The following is a 17,923-nucleotide window of genomic DNA, read 5'->3' on the forward strand; positions in this document are numbered from 1 at the left end:
TAACAGATGCTTCCGGAGAACCAATTATCGGTGCGAATGTTGTTGAATCAGGAACAACAAACGGAACCATTACTGACTTTGACGGAAAATTCACACTCTCTATCGCTCCCAATTCAACAGTTATAATCACCTATATAGGGTATGTAGAACAAAGAGTCGCAGTCGGAGATCAAACCAATCTTTCAATTACACTGAAAGAAGATTCACAAGCATTAGAGGAAGTGGTTGTAATAGGGTATGGGACACAAAAGAAGGTAAATTTGTCTGGTTCGGTATCTTCAGTTAATATGTCTGAATTGACCGAAAGTCGTCCTATTACCAACATTTCAAATGGTTTGGCAGGTATGGCAGCAGGAGTACAGGTTACTTCTTCAAGCAATCGTCCGGGAAATGACAACTCTTCTATTTTAGTACGTGGACAGGGTACGCTAAATAACTCTGCTCCTCTGATTATAATCGATGGGATGGAAGGAAATATCAACAGTGTTAATCCTCAGGATATCGAAAGCTTATCCATATTAAAAGATGCTGCTTCTGCTGCTATTTATGGTTCTCGCGCAGCAAACGGTGTTATCTTGATTACAACAAAGCAGGGAAAATCCGGAGCTATGAAAGTAGAATATACCGGTTATGTTTCATTTGAGTCTATTAACAAGACAATGACACCGGTTAGTAACTATGCTGATTATATGGGCTTAGTCAACGAAGGCTATCTGAATTCAAACCAACCGGCCCCATTCAAACAGGAGACGATTGAGCTTTGGCGTTCAAATGAAAATGGAGACCAATTAATGTATCCGAATACGGACTGGATAGACGAAACATTTACTACTTCAGTAGCAACAAATCACTCTTTGTCAGTTAGTGGAGGTTCGGAGAAAATTCGTTTTTACACTGCTTTTGGTTATATGGATGATCCGGGCGTAATGGACAATTCCGGTTATAGTAAATATAATTTACGTGCAAATTTAGATGCTGATGTGAAATCATGGTTAAAGATCGGAACAAACTTAAGCGGATATATAGCCAATACACAACCGGGAACGGATAAGATTGAGAATGTATTTACTTATGGTTCTGCAACAACTCCGGGTATGGTGTTCAGATCTCCTGATGGTCGTTATGGCGCAATGAATAATTTGGAAGATGACCCGCAATCCGGCACCAACAATCCTTTATATGGATTAAATTCTATTTATGGAAAATACACGAAAAAAAACACAAAAGCCCGTATATTCGGAACACTGCTCCCTTTTAAAGGATTTACATTAACGGCTTCTTATTCGTATGAAAACGTTGATGAACAACAAGAAAACAAACCTATTTTTATAGATTTATGGAATTTCCAGAATAACACGATCACAAAAGAAGGCACTGGACGTACTTCTATCAGCAATAAGAACATCAAGCAAGAACGTAATTTTATGGATGTTGTTGCACGATATGAAAATCACTTTTTTGACAAATTAGACTTGAATGTGATGGCGGGAGGCAGCCAGGAGCAGTACGGATGGCAATGGTTTAATGCATCTAAATTAGATTTGATTGATCCGGGATTAGGAGTTATCAATGGTGCCGTGGGGGATGCTTCAGCCAATGGAACGCGAGTTGAATGGGCTATGCGTTCTTTCTTTGGACGTATAAATCTCGGTTGGGACAACAAGTATCTGTTGGAACTTAATATGCGTGCAGACGGATCTTCTCGTTTCTTGCCGGATCAGAGATGGGGTTATTTCCCTTCCATATCTGCTGCTTGGCGTATTGATCAGGAAGACTTTATGACAGATTTTTCTTCTACTTGGTTAAGCAACCTTAAACTACGTTTATCTTATGGTTCATTAGGAAATAATGCTGTTGGTGGTACGGATCAAAATGCCGGAAATTACAGTGCTCTTTCCACTTACTCTACGACCAATTATGTGTTGAACAATGCTTTGGCTATGGGACTTTCTCAAACAGCTATTGCAAATGCAGCTTTGACATGGGAAACGACTAAGATAGCTAACATAGGGTTAGACTTTGGAGTAATCAACAACAAATTAAGTGGGACGTTAGACTATTTCCACAAAAAAACAGATGGTATTTTGATTGACCTTCCTGCACCTGCAGTACATGGAAATGCCTCTATACCTAAACAAAATAGTGCTGTCGTAGTTAACCAGGGTATTGAATTTACTCTGGGATGGCAAGATAAGATCGGCGACTTCTCTTATTCAATTAATGGAAATGTTACTTGGCTAAAAAATGAAGTAACACGTTTCAAAGGAGATGATTACTCATTAAGTGGTGCTAAGATAATCAAAGAAGGCCTACCTATTAATGCTCAATATGTATTATTGGTTGATCGTATTATACAAACAGATGAGGATTTGGCATTAGTGCAGAAGTTTATTGATAATGCTCCAATAGATGAAAGTACAGGCAAAGCCAAAAATCCATTTGCAGCTTATGGAAAACCGGCAAAAGGAGACTTATTGTATAAAGACACTAATGGCGATGGCCTTATTAATGACGAAGACCGGCAGGTTGTAGGTAGAGGCCCAAACCCTGACTTCTCTTATGGTTTAAATATGGCAATGGCATATAAAGGCATTGATTTTTCTGTCCTGTTCCAAGGAGTAAGTGGCGTGAAAATGATTTATAATGATGGCTATTTTGTTCCTACCGTACGTTTGGGATATCAGATTAATAAAGATATTGCAGATGGAAGATGGACAGAAGGTCGTACCGATGCTACTTATCCTCGTCTATTGCATTATTCAGATTCACGTAACACACAGAATAGTGATTTGTGGGTTCAGGATAAATCATACCTGAAAATAAAGAGTATCCAGTTAGGATATACTTTACCAAAGAGTTGGTTGTCTAAAATAGATATTGAACGTGTACGTATATACGGTAGTTTGGAAAACTTCTTCACTTTCACAGACTTTAAAGGTTTAGACCCAGAAGTAGAAAAGACGAACTATCCAACCATGAGACAAGCTGTTATCGGATTAAATGTTTCATTTTAAATAGAATCAAATCATGAAAAAATATAAATCAATAATACTATCCATAGCTGCTATTATCGGATTAAGTGGCTGTTATGACTTGGATAGGTATCCATATGACCAAGTAAGTTCAGGAACTTTTTGGAAAACTGAAAGTCAGGCAAAACAAGCTATGATGGGTGTTTATAATGTAATGAAGAATGAGAATGCTTTTGGTATTACATTTGGATTAGACTGTTTATCTGACATTGGCGTGGGCTATGACAATCCAGGCTATGTAAGTATGTATTTGGGGACATATACCGGAAGAACGTCTCAGGTATCGAGCAAGTGGCAAACATTATATGACGGCGTAATGCGTTCGAATACTGTGTTACAGAACCTGTCAACAGTTGATATGACTGACGAATTGAAAGTTCAATATACCGGTGAGGCAAAGTTTATGCGTGCGTTATATTATTTCTCTCTTATGACTTTCTATGGAGGTGTGCCATTGTATGATGAATCTTGGGTTGTTGATCAAAGTTTCAATGAAATGATGGAACCAAGAGCTACAGAAGAGAAAACGAGAGAATTTATCCTTAATGATCTTGAAGCTGCAATCAATGCTTTACCGGTAAAATGGGATGATGCAAACTACGGAAGAGCGACAAAGGGAGCTGCTCACGCACTTAGAGGGAAAGTCTTATTGTATAACAATCAATTTGCTGATGCCGCCAAAAGCTTTGAAGAAATAGTTAATGATCCTTCAGGAAAAGGTTATGGATATGCTCTTTATAATAATTATGAAAATCTATTCAAACCTGAAGGAGACCAAAGTAGCGAAATGATCTTCGCTATTCAGAATTCCGGAGGTGTAGGTATGGATTATGGAATGCCGATGACTTTCTACATGGGATCTCGTTCTTCTTTTGGAAGCTGCTGGAATAATGTTATGGCTTCTACCGGTTTGGCAGACATGTATGAATATAAAGATGGCAAACCATTTAACTGGAATGAAATTATTCCCGGGTTTAATGAAAGTAAAGAGATAAAAGACAAAACTTTCCGCGCTACACTGTCTGCCGATAAGAAAACAGTCGTTGCCTATCCGGAAAGTAAAGATTTGTTGTTGGACATGTACGCAAATCGTGATCCTCGAATGGGCATTTCGTTGATTTTACCTTATACTGAATATAAGGGATGGGTATCTAACAAACCGAAAATATGTGAATTTGTTGTTGCAGTAGGAACCAATGAGTCTAATGGGTTTATTCGCAATAATAAGCAATGGGACACCTATTTATGGCGGAAATTTGTTGCAGAACATGACATGGACGGACAGATTAACAACCGCGCTCATACACCGATAAACTTCCCCTTAATTCGTTATGCTGATGTTTTATTAATGTTGGCTGAATGTTACAACGAAACAGACAGACAAACGGAGGCTGTTACATTAATTAATCAAGTGCGTCAACGTCCGTCTGTAGAATTACCAGCTTTAAATAGCGGTCCTGCCTGGTTAGAAGCAAAAACAAAAGAAGAAATCTTTAATCGTATCAAACAAGAAAGAGCTGTTGAATTAGCGGGTGAAGGACATCGTTTCCACGACTTACGCAGATGGAAAGAATTACTGGCGCTTTCAGGTAAAGAAGAACTTTCATTTGCAGGAACTCGTTTGTTTACGCGTGTTGTGAGTGAAAGAGACTATCTATGGCCTATTCCTTCTACGGAAATAGAAAAGAATGATAAGCTTACACAGAATCCTGGTTGGGATTAATTTTTTTCATTGGGGGATTTTAGTTACATTATCCCCCAATTAATATTAAAATACAAGACTATGAACAATCGAAAAATAATAATTTCTACTCTTTTAGCCTTTTTGTTTATCACGTATATCAATGCCTACACAGAAAAAAACCTATTACAACAAGCCGCAACATTAGAGCAAGTAAAATCGGCACTGATAATGGATCAGAAGTGGGTATCTTATCCAGGCTACACTGATCGAGGTGGGTGGGACAAATTGCTGGGTGATAATAAAACGTTGCTTATAGAGAGAGGTGAAAAAGCATTGTCTTATACCTGGGAAGTGGTAAAAGCAACGGATTATCTTGAGTATGAACGGAGTGGAAATCGTGATATCATGGAATCTCCGTTTGGCCGGAATAATAATGCAATCGTAAACCTGTTTTTAGCTGAATTGGCAGAGGGGAAAGGCCGTTTTATTGATCAGTTGATTAATGGCGTTTTTTATTCCTGCGAGATGACATCCTGGGTGCTTTCTGCTCATCTTGGAGGTCAGGGAGCGCAGACTTCCCGTCGATCTTTACCCGACTACAAAGAGCATGTGATTGATTTAACATCGGGAGACTTGGGTTCTATGTTATCTTGGGTCTATTATTTCTTTCATGCTGAGTTCGACAAAGTTAATCCTGCCATATCTGAACGTTTAAGACATGAGTTGCAGGTAAGAATCCTCGATACGTATATGGAGATCGATCGTTTCTGGTGGATGGCTTTCGATCTGAAACCCGGTGGAATGGTGAATAACTGGAATCCTTGGTGTAATTCGAATGTATTGCAGAGCTTTTTCTTATTGGAAAATGACAGGGATAAGTTGGCTAAAGCGGTGTACCGTACGATGGTGTCGGTTGACAAGTTTCTCAATTACACACATTTGGATGGTGGTTGTGAGGAAGGGCCTTCTTATTGGGGGCATGCTGCCGGTAAAATGTATGACTATCTTCAGATGTTAAGTGACGGAACGGGAGGGAAAGTTTCTCTTTTCTCTAATGATATGATCCGTAAAATGGGTGAGTATATCGTTCGTTCGTATGTGGGAAATGGTTGGGTAGTCAATTTTGCTGATGCTTCGGCGCGTGGCGGCGGAGGGGCACCAATCATTTACAGGTATGGAAAAGCCGTAAAAAGCGATATGATGATACAGCATGCGGCTTATATGAATCATCTGAAAAAAGACAATCTATCTTTTGGCAGAGACATATTCAGAGCATTGCAGACGTTGTTGTACGACAAAGAGTTTAACTCCATTGAAGGTAAGCCTCAGTCACCGGCATATTCCTGGTATCCGGAGACGGAATTCTGCTATATGACCAATAAAAACGGCTTTTTTGTGGCAACAAAGGGCGGATATAACAATGAAAGTCATAATCATAACGATCTGGGGACATTCTCTTTGTATCTGAATACGACTCCGATCTTTATCGATGCCGGTGTAGGCACCTATACAAGACAGACTTTTAGTAGCGAGCGTTATACGATCTGGACTATGCAAAGCAATTATCATAACTTGCCGATGATTAATGGAGTACCTCAGAAATTCGGTTCGAATTATAAAGCTACGGACGTAACCTTCAATCCGAAGAGCATGTATTTCTCTGCCAATATTGCTCAGGCGTATCCTGAAGAAGCAAACGTAAGAAAATGGACTCGTTCTTATACGCTCAAAAATAATGAATTGAGAGTGGAGGATAATTTTGTTTTAGACAAAATAATCGCTCCAAATCAGATCAACTTCCTGACTTGGGGAGATGTGGATGTTTCTGTTGCAGGAGAAATAAAAGTAAATGTCAAAGGTGAAAAAGCGGTATTGAAGTATGACAAAAATGTCTTTGATGTAGAAAAGGAAACAATCAAACAAGATGATTCACGCTTGTCGAATGTTTGGGGATCGGAAGTTTATCGTATCTCGTTAAACGCAAAAAAGGAAATTCAAAGCGGAAAATACAACTATACTATAAAACAACTAAAGGACTAAAGAATGAAGACTAAAGAACTGATTGCATTAACGTGCGTCGCCTTTTTAGCCGCTTGTAGTGGAACGAAATCTTCCGGTGATGATTTCCTAAGTGAGAATATCAAATTTGCTCATGAGCAGATCGGTCATGAAATAAAGACAATCGAAGAAAGTGGGAAGGTGCTCAATCCTGTTACTCTGAAGAAAGATGGTTCTACATTCTATTGTAATTATGGAGACTGGAGAAGTGGATTTTTCCCGGGATCTGTATGGTATCTTTATGAACTGACCGGAGACAAAACACTACTTCCGTTAGCTTATAAATACACGGAAGCCATCGAACAAGCAAAGACATTAACGAACCATCATGATGTAGGGTTTATTATTGAATGTAGTTTTGGAAACGGACTTCGTCTGACGAATAAAAAAGAATATGAAGCCGTAATAATTGAAGCTGCAAAATCCTTATCGACCCGTTTTCGCGAAAAACCGGGTATAATCCAATCCTGGAATGTTGACCGCGGGTGGCAGTCGGAACGCGGATGGAACTGTCCGGTTATTATCGATAACATGATGAACCTGCAGTTAATGTTTCATGCAACCAAACTAACCGGTGATTCTTCTTTTTATAAAATTGCCATTTCACACGCCGATCGTACGATGCAGGAACAATTCCGTGAAGACGGAAGTTGCTATCACGTGATAGACTATGATCTGGAGACAGGCGAAGTTCGCAACAGACATACCGCTCAGGGCTATGCTCACGAATCGGCATGGAGTCGCGGACAAGCATGGGCTATTTACGGTTATATTATTTGTTACCGTGAAACCGGAGATTGTAAATATTTAGACCAGGCGGTGAAAGCGTTTAATTTTATGAAGAATCATCCGGATATGCCGGCAGACTTAGTTCCTTATTGGGACATGAGCGCACCGAACATTCCGAATGAACTTCGCGACGTATCTTCAGCTTCCTGTATCGCTTCCGCATTATATGAATTAAGCACAATGGATGTTGAGAATGCCTCTTCCTACAAAGCATATGCAGATAAGATGATGACATCATTAGCCTCGCCAACTTATCGGGCAAAACCGGGTGAGAACGGCAATTTCCTATTAATGCATTCCGTAGGAAGTATTCCTCATAATGCAGAAATTGATGTCCCATTAAATTATGCAGATTATTATTTTATGGAAGCGCTTAAACGGAAAAAGGATATAGAAACAAAGTAATATTCTTTTTTCAATACGAACGATCTTTTTTTTAAGGCGCCTGGAAACGAAAGTTGAGGCGCCTGGAAACGTTTGTTGAGGCTCTTCAACTTGTATGTTGAGGAGCCTTTAATTTTTTTCGTTCCGTTTTCGAAATTCAGCTGGAGTAGTATGGAACTGTTTTTTAAAACATTGGGTAAAATAGCGCGCCGAACTAAATCCTGTTTGATCAGCAATCTCCGTAATCTGTGTTGACTGGTTTTCTTTTAATAATCGGGCGGCAAAGTTCAATTTATAGTTCAGAACAAAATCATTTGGGGTCATTCCGGTTAGTCCTTTGAATTTGGTATAGAAGGAGCTCCTACTTAAACCAAGTTGTTTAGCCAAAGCATTCATGTCGAAGTCCGGGTTATTGAGATTCTCAAGAATTGTTTGGCTGATTAGTTCGAGAAATTCCTGATCAATAGGATTTGTTGCAAGCAAGGTAGATTCCGGCATTTCCTGTTTTGTATATTTTTGTTTCAATGCCACGCGATTACGTATGATACTACTGCATTCAGCCAGTAAGAGTTTAGAATCAAAAGGTTTTGTGATATAAGCGTCTGCCCCTGATTTATAAGCTTCCATAGAATGCTCCTGAGAGGTTAGGGCCGTAAGCAAAACAACGGGAATATGACAAAGACTAAAATTATTCTTTATTTCGACACATAAGTCTGTTCCGCTCATTTCGGGCATCATGACATCACTCAGAATCAGATCCGGCATAACCTCAACAGCTTTTCTCAATCCGTCTTTCCCGTTTGTTGCCGTGTAAATAGTATAAACCGGATTAAACAAGCTTACTAATACCTGAAGCAATTCTTCATTATCTTCCACGATTAATATGCTGTATATAGCCTTTTTCTCTTTAATAAAGTCTGCTTCAGACTCGTTCAACTCTGCAAAAACCGGTATATCCACCTCTTTTATCGCCGTTTTTTCGAACGAAACTTCCCCTTCCTTAAAATGCTCTTTTCCTTTCTTTAAACGGATCATGAATATACTTCCATATCCCGGTTTGCTTTCTACCTGTAAGTTCCCGTGATGTAATTCCACAATGCTTTTAGCCAAAGACAGACCTATCCCGCTTCCATGTGCTGAAGACGTATCATTAATTTTATTTGTACTCTGATAAAAACGATTAAAAATTTTACAGATTTCTTCCGGTTCAATTCCGATACCGTTGTCAATTATTTTTATAGAAGCCTCATCCTCAAAGTCTTCTATGACGACTTCTATTATTCCGTTGGCTTCTGTAAATTTAAACGCATTTGAAAGAAGGTTGAAAACCGTCTTTTGCATTTGCTTTGCATCAATCCAACAACATGTGGGATCATTGGAAGCCTGAAAGGTGTAGTCTATATTTTTATTCTTTGCAACATCCTGAAAAGACAAGTAAATCTCTTTGGTAAAAGAGACCAGATTCTCTTCGGATACTTTCAACTTTAAAAAACCTTGTTCCAGTTTTCTGAAATCGAGCAATTCACTAATCAGACTTCGCATCTGATTTGAATTCTTATATATTTTCAACAATTTACTATATAGAAACGGGTCGGTTTTACAGCGTTGCAGAAGCAGTTCTATCTGCGACATGATAAGTGTTAAAGGAGTCCGAAATTCGTGAGAAATATTTGAGAAAAATTGAAGTTTCTCCTGATTAAGTTCTTCTATGCGTTCTTTTTCTTTTCGTTCAAATTTAAGGGAGGTATTCAGAACAAGTTCCGCCTGTTTAAAACGTAAGTAACGGTAAATTATGCCAAAGAAGACAATGAAATAGATTAAAAAGGCAAGAGGTGTAGCATAGAAAGGTGATTTAACGACAACTCCCATTTTAATTGTCCTTTGCGGATTTTGTTTCTCACGTACATATAATGTGTATTTCCCGGGATTCAGATTGGTATAAGATATTTTCTGGTCTGTATTGGTAATCCATTTGTCGTCAAAGCCATCCATCATATATTCATATAAAGGGGTTTCGAGCGTATTGATATAATTGTTTGTCGAAAATGTAAAAATCAGGTTGTTCTGATTATGTTTTAGTCTTATTTCCTGTGTGTAAGGAAGCGAAGTCTTGAGAATGGTAGAATTTGCTTCCGGGTGGACTAACTCATTGTTGACGAATAAAGAAGAAAAGAAAAGATTATAGTCTTTCTCCGGAATGAAAAGAGCATCTTCATAGAATGATGTTAAGCCATCAACGCCTCCTACAAAGATTTCGCCATCTTCACATACATACATTCCACAACCGAAATTTATACCCGAAATGGGCAAAGCCGTACCCAAAGTAATGGCGATAAACTTTTTCTCTTCAGGAGAGAAGTAGCTAAGACCTTTTTCTCCTGAGACGAGCAACTTCCCCCGTTTCGTTTGTACAATATCGTAACAATAATTGCTTTGTATCCGATTATTTTCGACAGTATAATGAGTGAACTCTTCGCTCTCAGGGTTCAACTCAAACAATCCCGAACCTCTCGTCCCAAAGAAAATATGGCCTCGGTTATCTTCGAATATTTTGTTGACAGAATAAAGCCTTGATCCATTATGTGGAAGTTCATATATAGACTTGTCATTTTCGTCTTTTATACTTGTACGAATAATATAACCGCTTCCCTGATTCCAGATATTCCCCTTTGAATCTATAAAAAATAAATATGCGCTTGACTTATGCTCATGTGTGAACAATGGAGAAATAATACCGTCGTCAAGAGACATCTTTAACAGACCTTTCCTTGTAACAAAAATCAACTGTTCATTATTATACAGCTCTATATGATTCACTACCTCATCTGCTAATTCCGGATGATTGTCCGGAAAAACCCTTTTTATATTATTGAACGTTTTGTCTGTCAGGTTATAAATTGACAATCCTCCCATATGTGTCCCGATGTATAGTTTATTTCTTTCCGGACTATAACAGATTGATTTCAAATTGTCGTGAGATATCGAATTTCTTGAACCATCGGTCGTAAAATGCGTGAATATTTTCTTCTCTCTATCAAAGAAATTCAATCCTCCTCCTTCAGTACAAATCCAAAGATTGTGGTTTTTATCTTCTCTCATGTTTCCCACGAAAGGATAACTCACGCAGTCGTTACGAGAATTATCGGCAGAATAATAAGTAAATATATCGGCTTCGGGGTTAAAATAATGTACTCCTCCATAATATGTACCTATCCATAGAGATCCCTGTTTGTCTTTGTAGGTAGAAAAAACAGAAGAATGAGCAAGACTGCCCGGGATAACGTCTCTGGAATAAACATTAAATGTTTTTGTTTGTGGATTATAAACATTAAGTCCGAGAAATGTTCCTATCCAGATATTTCCTTTTTCATCTTCGGCAAAACTCCTTATATGACTACTTGACAGGCTATTCGGATTAGTCGGTTCGTGCATGAATTTCTTTATACTACCATCGGGCTTTAGCCTGAACATTCCGTTTTCTCTTGTAGCAACCCAAAGATTTTTGTTAGAATCTTCAAACAAGTCATAGATATCTTCATTCGGTACAAAAATTTTGGTTTCTCCTGCATAATGACAATAAAGACCTCCTCTGGTGGCAATCCACAATCGTTTTTCTGTATCAATGAATAGTTTATATATATTGGCGTTTTCTATTCTTAATTTAAAATCGTAGGTGTTCGTTTTTCCCTTCCAGATACAGATGGAGTCGTTCATTGCAAACCATACTTGTTGATCGTGACAAAGAACGGTTTTAATGTTTTGAGAAATGAGTCTATTAAATTTTTCTGTCTTCAGATCATAACGAAACAAAGCGGAATTGTCTGAAACAAAATACATATTTCCATTCTTGTCTCCGGTTATTGATTCTATCGCATTGCCCGGCGAAATGCCATAAGGTAATTCCTTTAATGAATTGGTCGGCTTATAAGAGATCGTTGTATTCCCGTCATACATACTTAATCCTTCCTCCGTACCAAACCACATCCGTCCGAGTTCATCCTGATAGATTGTCATAACAGACAGCTGCGCTAATCCGTCTTTCATTCCAATATGTTTGAAATAAATAGGATAAGCATTTGAACTAATGAAAAGCAAAAGTAAGGTTAACCATCTATTGACCATAATCCAGTATTTTGAACTGAAATTCAAAGATACAAAAAAAACTGCCGTATTGCAGAAGCATGTACGGCAGTCAGGCTTATTGAATGAATTAAATATTCTCTAACGTTGTTATTATAAATTTCCAGACTTTCTCAACAGATGGAATATTTACCCGTTCGTCTGGTGAATGGGGATGTTCCAGATCAGGACCTATTGAAATCATATCCATATCCGGATAGGCTCCTTGTATAATTCCGCATTCCAGACCGGCATGCATCACCTTAACTGAAGGCTCTTTTCCGTATAGTTTCAGATAGGTTTCTTTCATTACATTTAAAATCGGAGAATTAATATTGGGCTGCCAACCGTTATATCCACCTCCCTGTTCGACTTTTGCTCCTGCTAAAGCAAAAACGCTTTCTAAACTTGAGCAAACAGCCTGTTTTCTTGATTCCGAAGAACTACGTACTAATATTTTTATATCGACAAGTCCGTTCGCTATTTTCACTAATGCAAGATTTGAAGAAGATTCGACTGTACCCGGAAAGTCGGATAACATGCTTATTACTCCATTTTGACAAGCTTCAACAGCATTGATCAGATCATCTTGTATCTCCTCAGGAATTAACGAAGAAGGCAGAGGTTCTTCTGTTGCTACGAATGAGATATTATCTTCTATGCCCGCATATTCCGTTTTATACATGTCTTGATAGTCGGATACGATCTCCCACAATGCCTCCGCGTTATCTCCGGGAATTGTTATCACAGCAAAAGTTTCACGTGGAATGGCATTCCTCAGGGATCCTCCTTCAACAGAGGCAAGTCTTGCGCCATAATCACAAACGGCTTCTTTGAGGAAGCGGAACATTAATTTATTTGCATTTGCTCTGCCCAAATGAATATCAACACCTGAATGCCCGCCTTTAAGCCCTGTCAGACTTAACTTAACGGCAACATCGCCTTCAGGAATATACGTATCATTCTTAAATTGAAGAGAAATATTCAGATCGGCACCTCCGGCACAACCCACAAATAATTCTCCTTCTTCTTCCGAGTCGCAGTTGATTAGAATAGTTCCTTTCAGGAAACCGGGCTTCAGACCGAACGCTCCATCCATCCCGACTTCTTCATCCACAGTGAACAGAGCTTCAACAGGGCCATGCTTTAATGAATCATCGGATAAAACAGCCATAGCCAATGCTGCTCCGATCCCGTTATCTGCGCCTAACGTAGTGTCTCTGGCTGTTACCCATTCACCATCAATATAGGCATCAATAGGATCCTTCTCAAAATCATGTTTAACCTGAGAGTTCTTCTGAGGTACCATATCTAAGTGGGATTGCAGGATAGTTGTCGGGCGATTTTCAAGACCCGGGGTAGCAGGTTTACGGATCAGGACATTTCCTACTTCATCCTGAGAAGTTTCGAGGCCTAACGTTTTTCCGAAATTAAGAACATAGCGGGTTACGGCTTCCATTTTACCTGTTGGACGTGGAATTTGTGTGAGATCATAAAAATAACCCCAGACATGCTTTGGCGAAAGATTTCTTAATTCTGCTGACATAGCTTGAAGATTTAATTTATATAATACAAATGATCGTATTCTGATATCAGGCAGCCGATTTATACTCTTTGTTTGCAATAGGCAATGCAATGATTCCAAATAATCCGCATAACCCCGTCCACACTGTCTGAACGGTATGAACGACAAGAGCAAATGCTGCGGCATCCGTTTCTTTTACTCCAAAAAGAACTAACGTGGCAATAACCATGAAATGCCAAGGGCCTATTCCTCCTTGAACGGGTACGGCAACACCAATGCTACTCATTGTAAAAGCGATCAAACCAACCCCGACTCCGAGATCGCGGGTAAAGTCGAACGCATAGAACGTGATGTAAAAATAACAAAAATATCCAACCCATATAAATAAGGTCTGCAATAAAAACAGCCCTTTGCGTTTCATTAACCAGATACTTTTTATTCCTTCCCAGATATTTTTAAACATATTCTTGGCCTTTTGTACCAATGTAAAATGGCTCATATATTTAAACACAAACCAGATGGCAACAACCAGAATGACACCTACTACATAAATCCAGATCGAATTGAAGATAGATTGGAAACCATCGAAGAGAGCCGGGTTTTTAGCTAAGAAACGGGAAAAGAAACTAAAATTAAAGATGAAAATAAATAAGGTTATCAAGCCGACCATAATAGAGTCGCTTATTCTGTCCACAAATAAAGTCCCGAGCAATTTTGTGAAAGATATTTTCTCATAGCGTGTAATCACACCGCATCTCCACACTTCGCCCACTCGCGGCAAAACAAGATTTAATGCATAATTACCCAAAACCGCATAGATGATATTGCTGGTCTTAAACCGTTCTCCGAGAGACTCGATAAGTAAGCCCCAACGATAAGAACGTATGATATTTGCTCCGAGTCCGAAAAATAACGACAAAAAGATTATGTCGTATCTCACGCCTTTTTTTATTACTTCAAATATTTCCTGAAAGTCCATCTCCCTGTATAAATACCAGAGAAGTAAGCAGCCGAATGCCAAAGGGATAAAGACCTTAACAAATGTGCGCAGAATGCTTTTAAAATCCATATACTATAAGGATACTAATATTTTTATTGTACTTTTGTGCTCCGACAAAGATAAACATTATAATTAAAAACTAACGGATTACAATACAGGAAGTGGATGAGGATGGTGAGAGCAAAGAAAGCGTTAGGGCAGCATTTCTTGAAAGATTTGCAGGTCGCACGACGTATAGCGGAAACTCTTTCCGACTATACAAAACTGCCTGTCCTCGAAGTAGGGCCGGGTATGGGAGTGCTTACTCGCTTCTTATTAGACGAGGGGCATAACCTTTCTGTTATTGAAATAGATAGAGAATCTGTAGTTTACTTGCAAGAACATTTTCCCGAATTAGACGGACGTATTATTGAAGGAGACTTTCTCAAGCTTGATCTTGGCGAGCTTTTCTCTTCCCAATTCTGTGTGATTGGCAACTATCCATATAATATTTCCAGCCAGATTTTTTTCAGAATATTAGATTTCAAAGATAAGATACCCTGTTGTTCCGGTATGTTACAGAAGGAAGTGGCCGAACGCCTCGCCTCGCCTCCCGGAAGTAAAGCCTATGGTATCCTGAGTGTTCTATTACAAGCGTGGTATGACGTTGAATACCTTTTCACAGTTAGTGAGACGGTGTTCGACCCTCCTCCGAAGGTGAAGAGTGGGGTAATACGAGTCACCCGCAATGGGCGGACATCTTTAGGGTGCGATGAGAAATTATTTAAAACAGTGGTTAAAACGACCTTTAATCAACGTCGGAAAACCTTACGTAATTCGATCAAGCCTATACTTGGTAAAGAATGTCCGGACTATAATTTACCCTTATTCGACAAACGCCCTGAACAACTTTCTGTTGAGCAGTTTGTTGAACTTACAGAGATAGTAGAGCGTAATCTGAGAACCAGTCCGGAGACAGAGACTCCGGCGTAAAGCCAGACTCCCATGATTGAATTGACAAAAGAATATATCGAGAAGTTCCGTAACATTATCGAGCAAAAAGACGAGACACAGGCCAAAGAGTTATTACAAGAGCTTCATCCTGCCGATATCGCCGAATTATACAAAGAAGTAGATCTGAAAGAGGCTATTTTCCTCTACCTCCTTCTTGATGGTGAAAAGGCCGCGGATGTATTGATGGAGCTGGATGATGATGAGCGCCACAAGCTACTCAAAGAACTACCCAATGAAGTAATCGCGAAACAGTTTGTCGATAATATGGAGACAGACGATGCGGTGGACCTGATGCGTGAACTGGACGAAGAAAGACAGGAAGAAATCCTTTCTCATATTCAGGACGTAGAACAGGCCGGCGATATTATCGATCTGTTAAAATACGACGAAGACACTGCCGGGGGATTAATGGGTACGGAAATGATCGTAGTAAACGAGAACTGGAGTATGCCCCGTTGTATTGATGAAATGAGACTTCAGGCGGAAGAGGTAGATGAAATATATTATGTTTATGTAGTGGACGATGACGAACGCCTGAAAGGTGTTTTGCCTCTAAAAAAACTAATTACCAATCCTTCCGTTTCAAAGATTAAGCATGTAATGAAGAAAGAACCGATCGTCGTACACGAAGACGACCGGGTGGAAGAGGTTGTTCAGGCAATTGAGAAATACGACTTAGTCGCTCTGCCGGTTGTGGACAGTATCGGACGTTTGGTGGGACGCATTACGATTGATGATGTGATGGATGAGATCCGTGAACAACACGAACGTGACTATCAATTAGCATCCGGTATCTCGCAAGACGTAGAAACATCAGATAATGTATTCTTACAAACGGCGGCACGCCTTCCCTGGTTATTGATCGGAATGATCGGTGGATTGGGCAATTCTCTTATATTGGGAGGCTTTGAAGGTAGTTTTGCCTCCAACCCGAAAATGGTACTTTTCATACCGATGATTGGGGCAACAGGAGGGAATGTAGGGATACAATCCTCTGCAATCGTAGTGCAGGGTTTAGCGAACAACACCTTGAAACCGGAAAATATCCTACCGCAGTTAGGAAAAGAATTGGTTGTTTCGTTAATCAACGCCAGTATAATCAGTCTTATCGTATTTGTTTACAATTTCTTTATGCTGGGAGATAGCGGTATAACAGCTTCCGTTTCATTAAGCTTATTTACTGTAGTTCTTTTTGCCAGTATCTTTGGAACAGTCGTTCCCATCACTCTTTCTAAGTTAAAAATAGATCCGGCATTAGCTACAGGGCCATTTATTACGATTACAAATGATATTATCGGAATGATGATTTATATGTTCATAGCTTCGGCTTTGACATAGGCTGAAATCACCTTACACGGGAAGAATCATACTCTCCAGTCCGAGTATTGTATCAGGAAATACTCGGTCTGCTTCTTCTTTCAACACAGACAGATCGTCATATCGGGCAGAATAATGCCCGATCACTAATTTCTTTGCTTTTGCACGCAATGCTATTTCAGCGGCCTGAGCAGCTGTTGAGTGAAAGGTTTCTTTTGCCCTTATTTTCTCGTCTTCTCCAAAAGTAGCTTCGTGATATAACAGATCCACGCCTTCTATCAGTGGGATAATATCCGGATTAAAAGCCGTATCTGAACAATAGGCATATTTTTTAGGCGGTGTAGCCGGACGTGTCAAACGAGAATTAGGAACAACTTCTCCTTCCTCTGTTATATAATCATCCCCTTGTTTGATGTCTTTCAATTTCCTGACAGGTATTTGGTAGAAGTCCACCATCTCACGAATGATATGTGCCTCACGCGGCTTTTCAACAAAAAGAAATCCGCAAGTCGGGATACGATGTTTTAAGGGAATAGAAAAAACACTGACCGACCGATCCTCCATTACAAGGGCATGTTTATAGGGATCTATAAAATTAAACTTAACCTCAAAAGGCAAATTCTTACAGAACACGTCTAATACAGGCTTCATATAATTTTCTATTTCCTGTACGGCATGAATAGTGATAGAGGCTGTTCTACCCAGCAGGCCAAGTGTAGAAAGTAAACCCGGCAGACCAAAACAGTGGTCTCCGTGAAGATGGGAAATAAAAATATGATTAAGTCGATTAAACCGTATTCGCATTCTGCGCATTTGAAGTTGCGTTCCTTCGCCACAATCAATCATGTATAGTTTATCTCTCAGATCAATCACCTGAGATGTCGGGAGATGTCTGGTCGTCGGCAAAGCGGAGCCACAGCCAAGTATATTCAGATTAAAGTCTGCCATGAAAAAATACTCATTTAGGGTTCAAAGGTACGGCTTTAATTCGGTATTGTACTGTTGTTGCTGCTGATAGCTTC

10 protein-coding genes are annotated in these 17,923 nt (G+C 39.4%); 6 read left to right on the forward strand and 4 right to left on the reverse strand.

The features are described 5' to 3' along the window. The 4 genes from PHT93_RS10120 to PHT93_RS10135 all read left to right on the forward strand — a co-directional run. Window positions 1-3,014: TonB-dependent receptor (locus PHT93_RS10120; protein WP_300242463.1), on the forward strand; the 3,014-nt coding region annotated here is incomplete at its 5' end. A gap of 13 nt (window positions 3,015-3,027) precedes the next feature. Beyond that, window positions 3,028-4,755, forward strand: a complete 1,728-nt coding sequence (locus PHT93_RS10125; RefSeq protein ID WP_300242464.1) for a RagB/SusD family nutrient uptake outer membrane protein — start codon at window positions 3,028-3,030, stop codon at window positions 4,753-4,755. A 60-nt stretch (window positions 4,756-4,815) separates the two neighbouring features. Further along, a complete protein-coding gene (locus tag PHT93_RS10130; protein ID WP_300242466.1) occupies window positions 4,816-6,756 on the forward strand; it encodes a heparinase II/III-family protein in 1,941 nt (646 codons plus the stop codon). 3 nt (window positions 6,757-6,759) lie between these two features. After that, on the forward strand, window positions 6,760-7,968 hold the full coding sequence (locus tag PHT93_RS10135; protein ID WP_300242468.1) for a glycoside hydrolase family 88 protein: 1,209 nt from the start codon (window positions 6,760-6,762) through the stop codon (window positions 7,966-7,968). A gap of 108 nt (window positions 7,969-8,076) precedes the next feature. On the opposite strand, the gene PHT93_RS10140 is transcribed toward PHT93_RS10135, so the two are convergent. The 3 genes from PHT93_RS10140 to PHT93_RS10150 all read right to left on the reverse strand — a co-directional run bounded on the left by PHT93_RS10140 (window position 8,077) and on the right by PHT93_RS10150 (window position 14,660). Then, window positions 8,077-12,069 carry a hybrid sensor histidine kinase/response regulator transcription factor gene (locus PHT93_RS10140; RefSeq protein WP_300242470.1) on the reverse strand — a complete coding sequence of 1,331 codons (3,993 nt, stop codon included), beginning with the start codon at window positions 12,067-12,069 and terminating at the stop codon, window positions 8,077-8,079. An 88-nt stretch (window positions 12,070-12,157) separates the two neighbouring features. Further along, complete coding sequence (locus PHT93_RS10145; protein ID WP_300242472.1) at window positions 12,158-13,612, reverse strand: aminoacyl-histidine dipeptidase; 1,455 nt, start codon at window positions 13,610-13,612, stop codon at window positions 12,158-12,160. 46 nt (window positions 13,613-13,658) lie between these two features. After that, window positions 13,659-14,660, reverse strand: a complete 1,002-nt coding sequence (locus tag PHT93_RS10150) for a lysylphosphatidylglycerol synthase transmembrane domain-containing protein (protein WP_300242474.1) — start codon at window positions 14,658-14,660, stop codon at window positions 13,659-13,661. A 96-nt stretch (window positions 14,661-14,756) separates the two neighbouring features. On the opposite strand from PHT93_RS10150, the gene rsmA reads away from it, so the two are divergent. Both rsmA and mgtE read left to right on the forward strand, forming a co-directional pair. After that, window positions 14,757-15,563, forward strand: a complete 807-nt coding sequence (rsmA, locus tag PHT93_RS10155; protein ID WP_300242476.1) for a 16S rRNA (adenine(1518)-N(6)/adenine(1519)-N(6))-dimethyltransferase RsmA — start codon at window positions 14,757-14,759, stop codon at window positions 15,561-15,563. A gap of 12 nt (window positions 15,564-15,575) precedes the next feature. Continuing rightward, complete coding sequence (mgtE, locus tag PHT93_RS10160; RefSeq protein WP_300242478.1) at window positions 15,576-16,922, forward strand: magnesium transporter; 1,347 nt, start codon at window positions 15,576-15,578, stop codon at window positions 16,920-16,922. Between the two features lie 12 nt (window positions 16,923-16,934). On the opposite strand, the gene PHT93_RS10165 is transcribed toward mgtE, so the two are convergent. Continuing rightward, a complete protein-coding gene (locus tag PHT93_RS10165) occupies window positions 16,935-17,849 on the reverse strand; it encodes a ribonuclease Z (protein ID WP_300242480.1) in 915 nt (304 codons plus the stop codon). Window positions 17,850-17,923 lie beyond the last annotated feature (74 nt).

Origin of the sequence: Massilibacteroides sp. (genome assembly GCF_028705895.1) — a bacterium.
Classification (GTDB): Bacteria; Bacteroidota; Bacteroidia; order Bacteroidales; family Tannerellaceae; genus Massilibacteroides.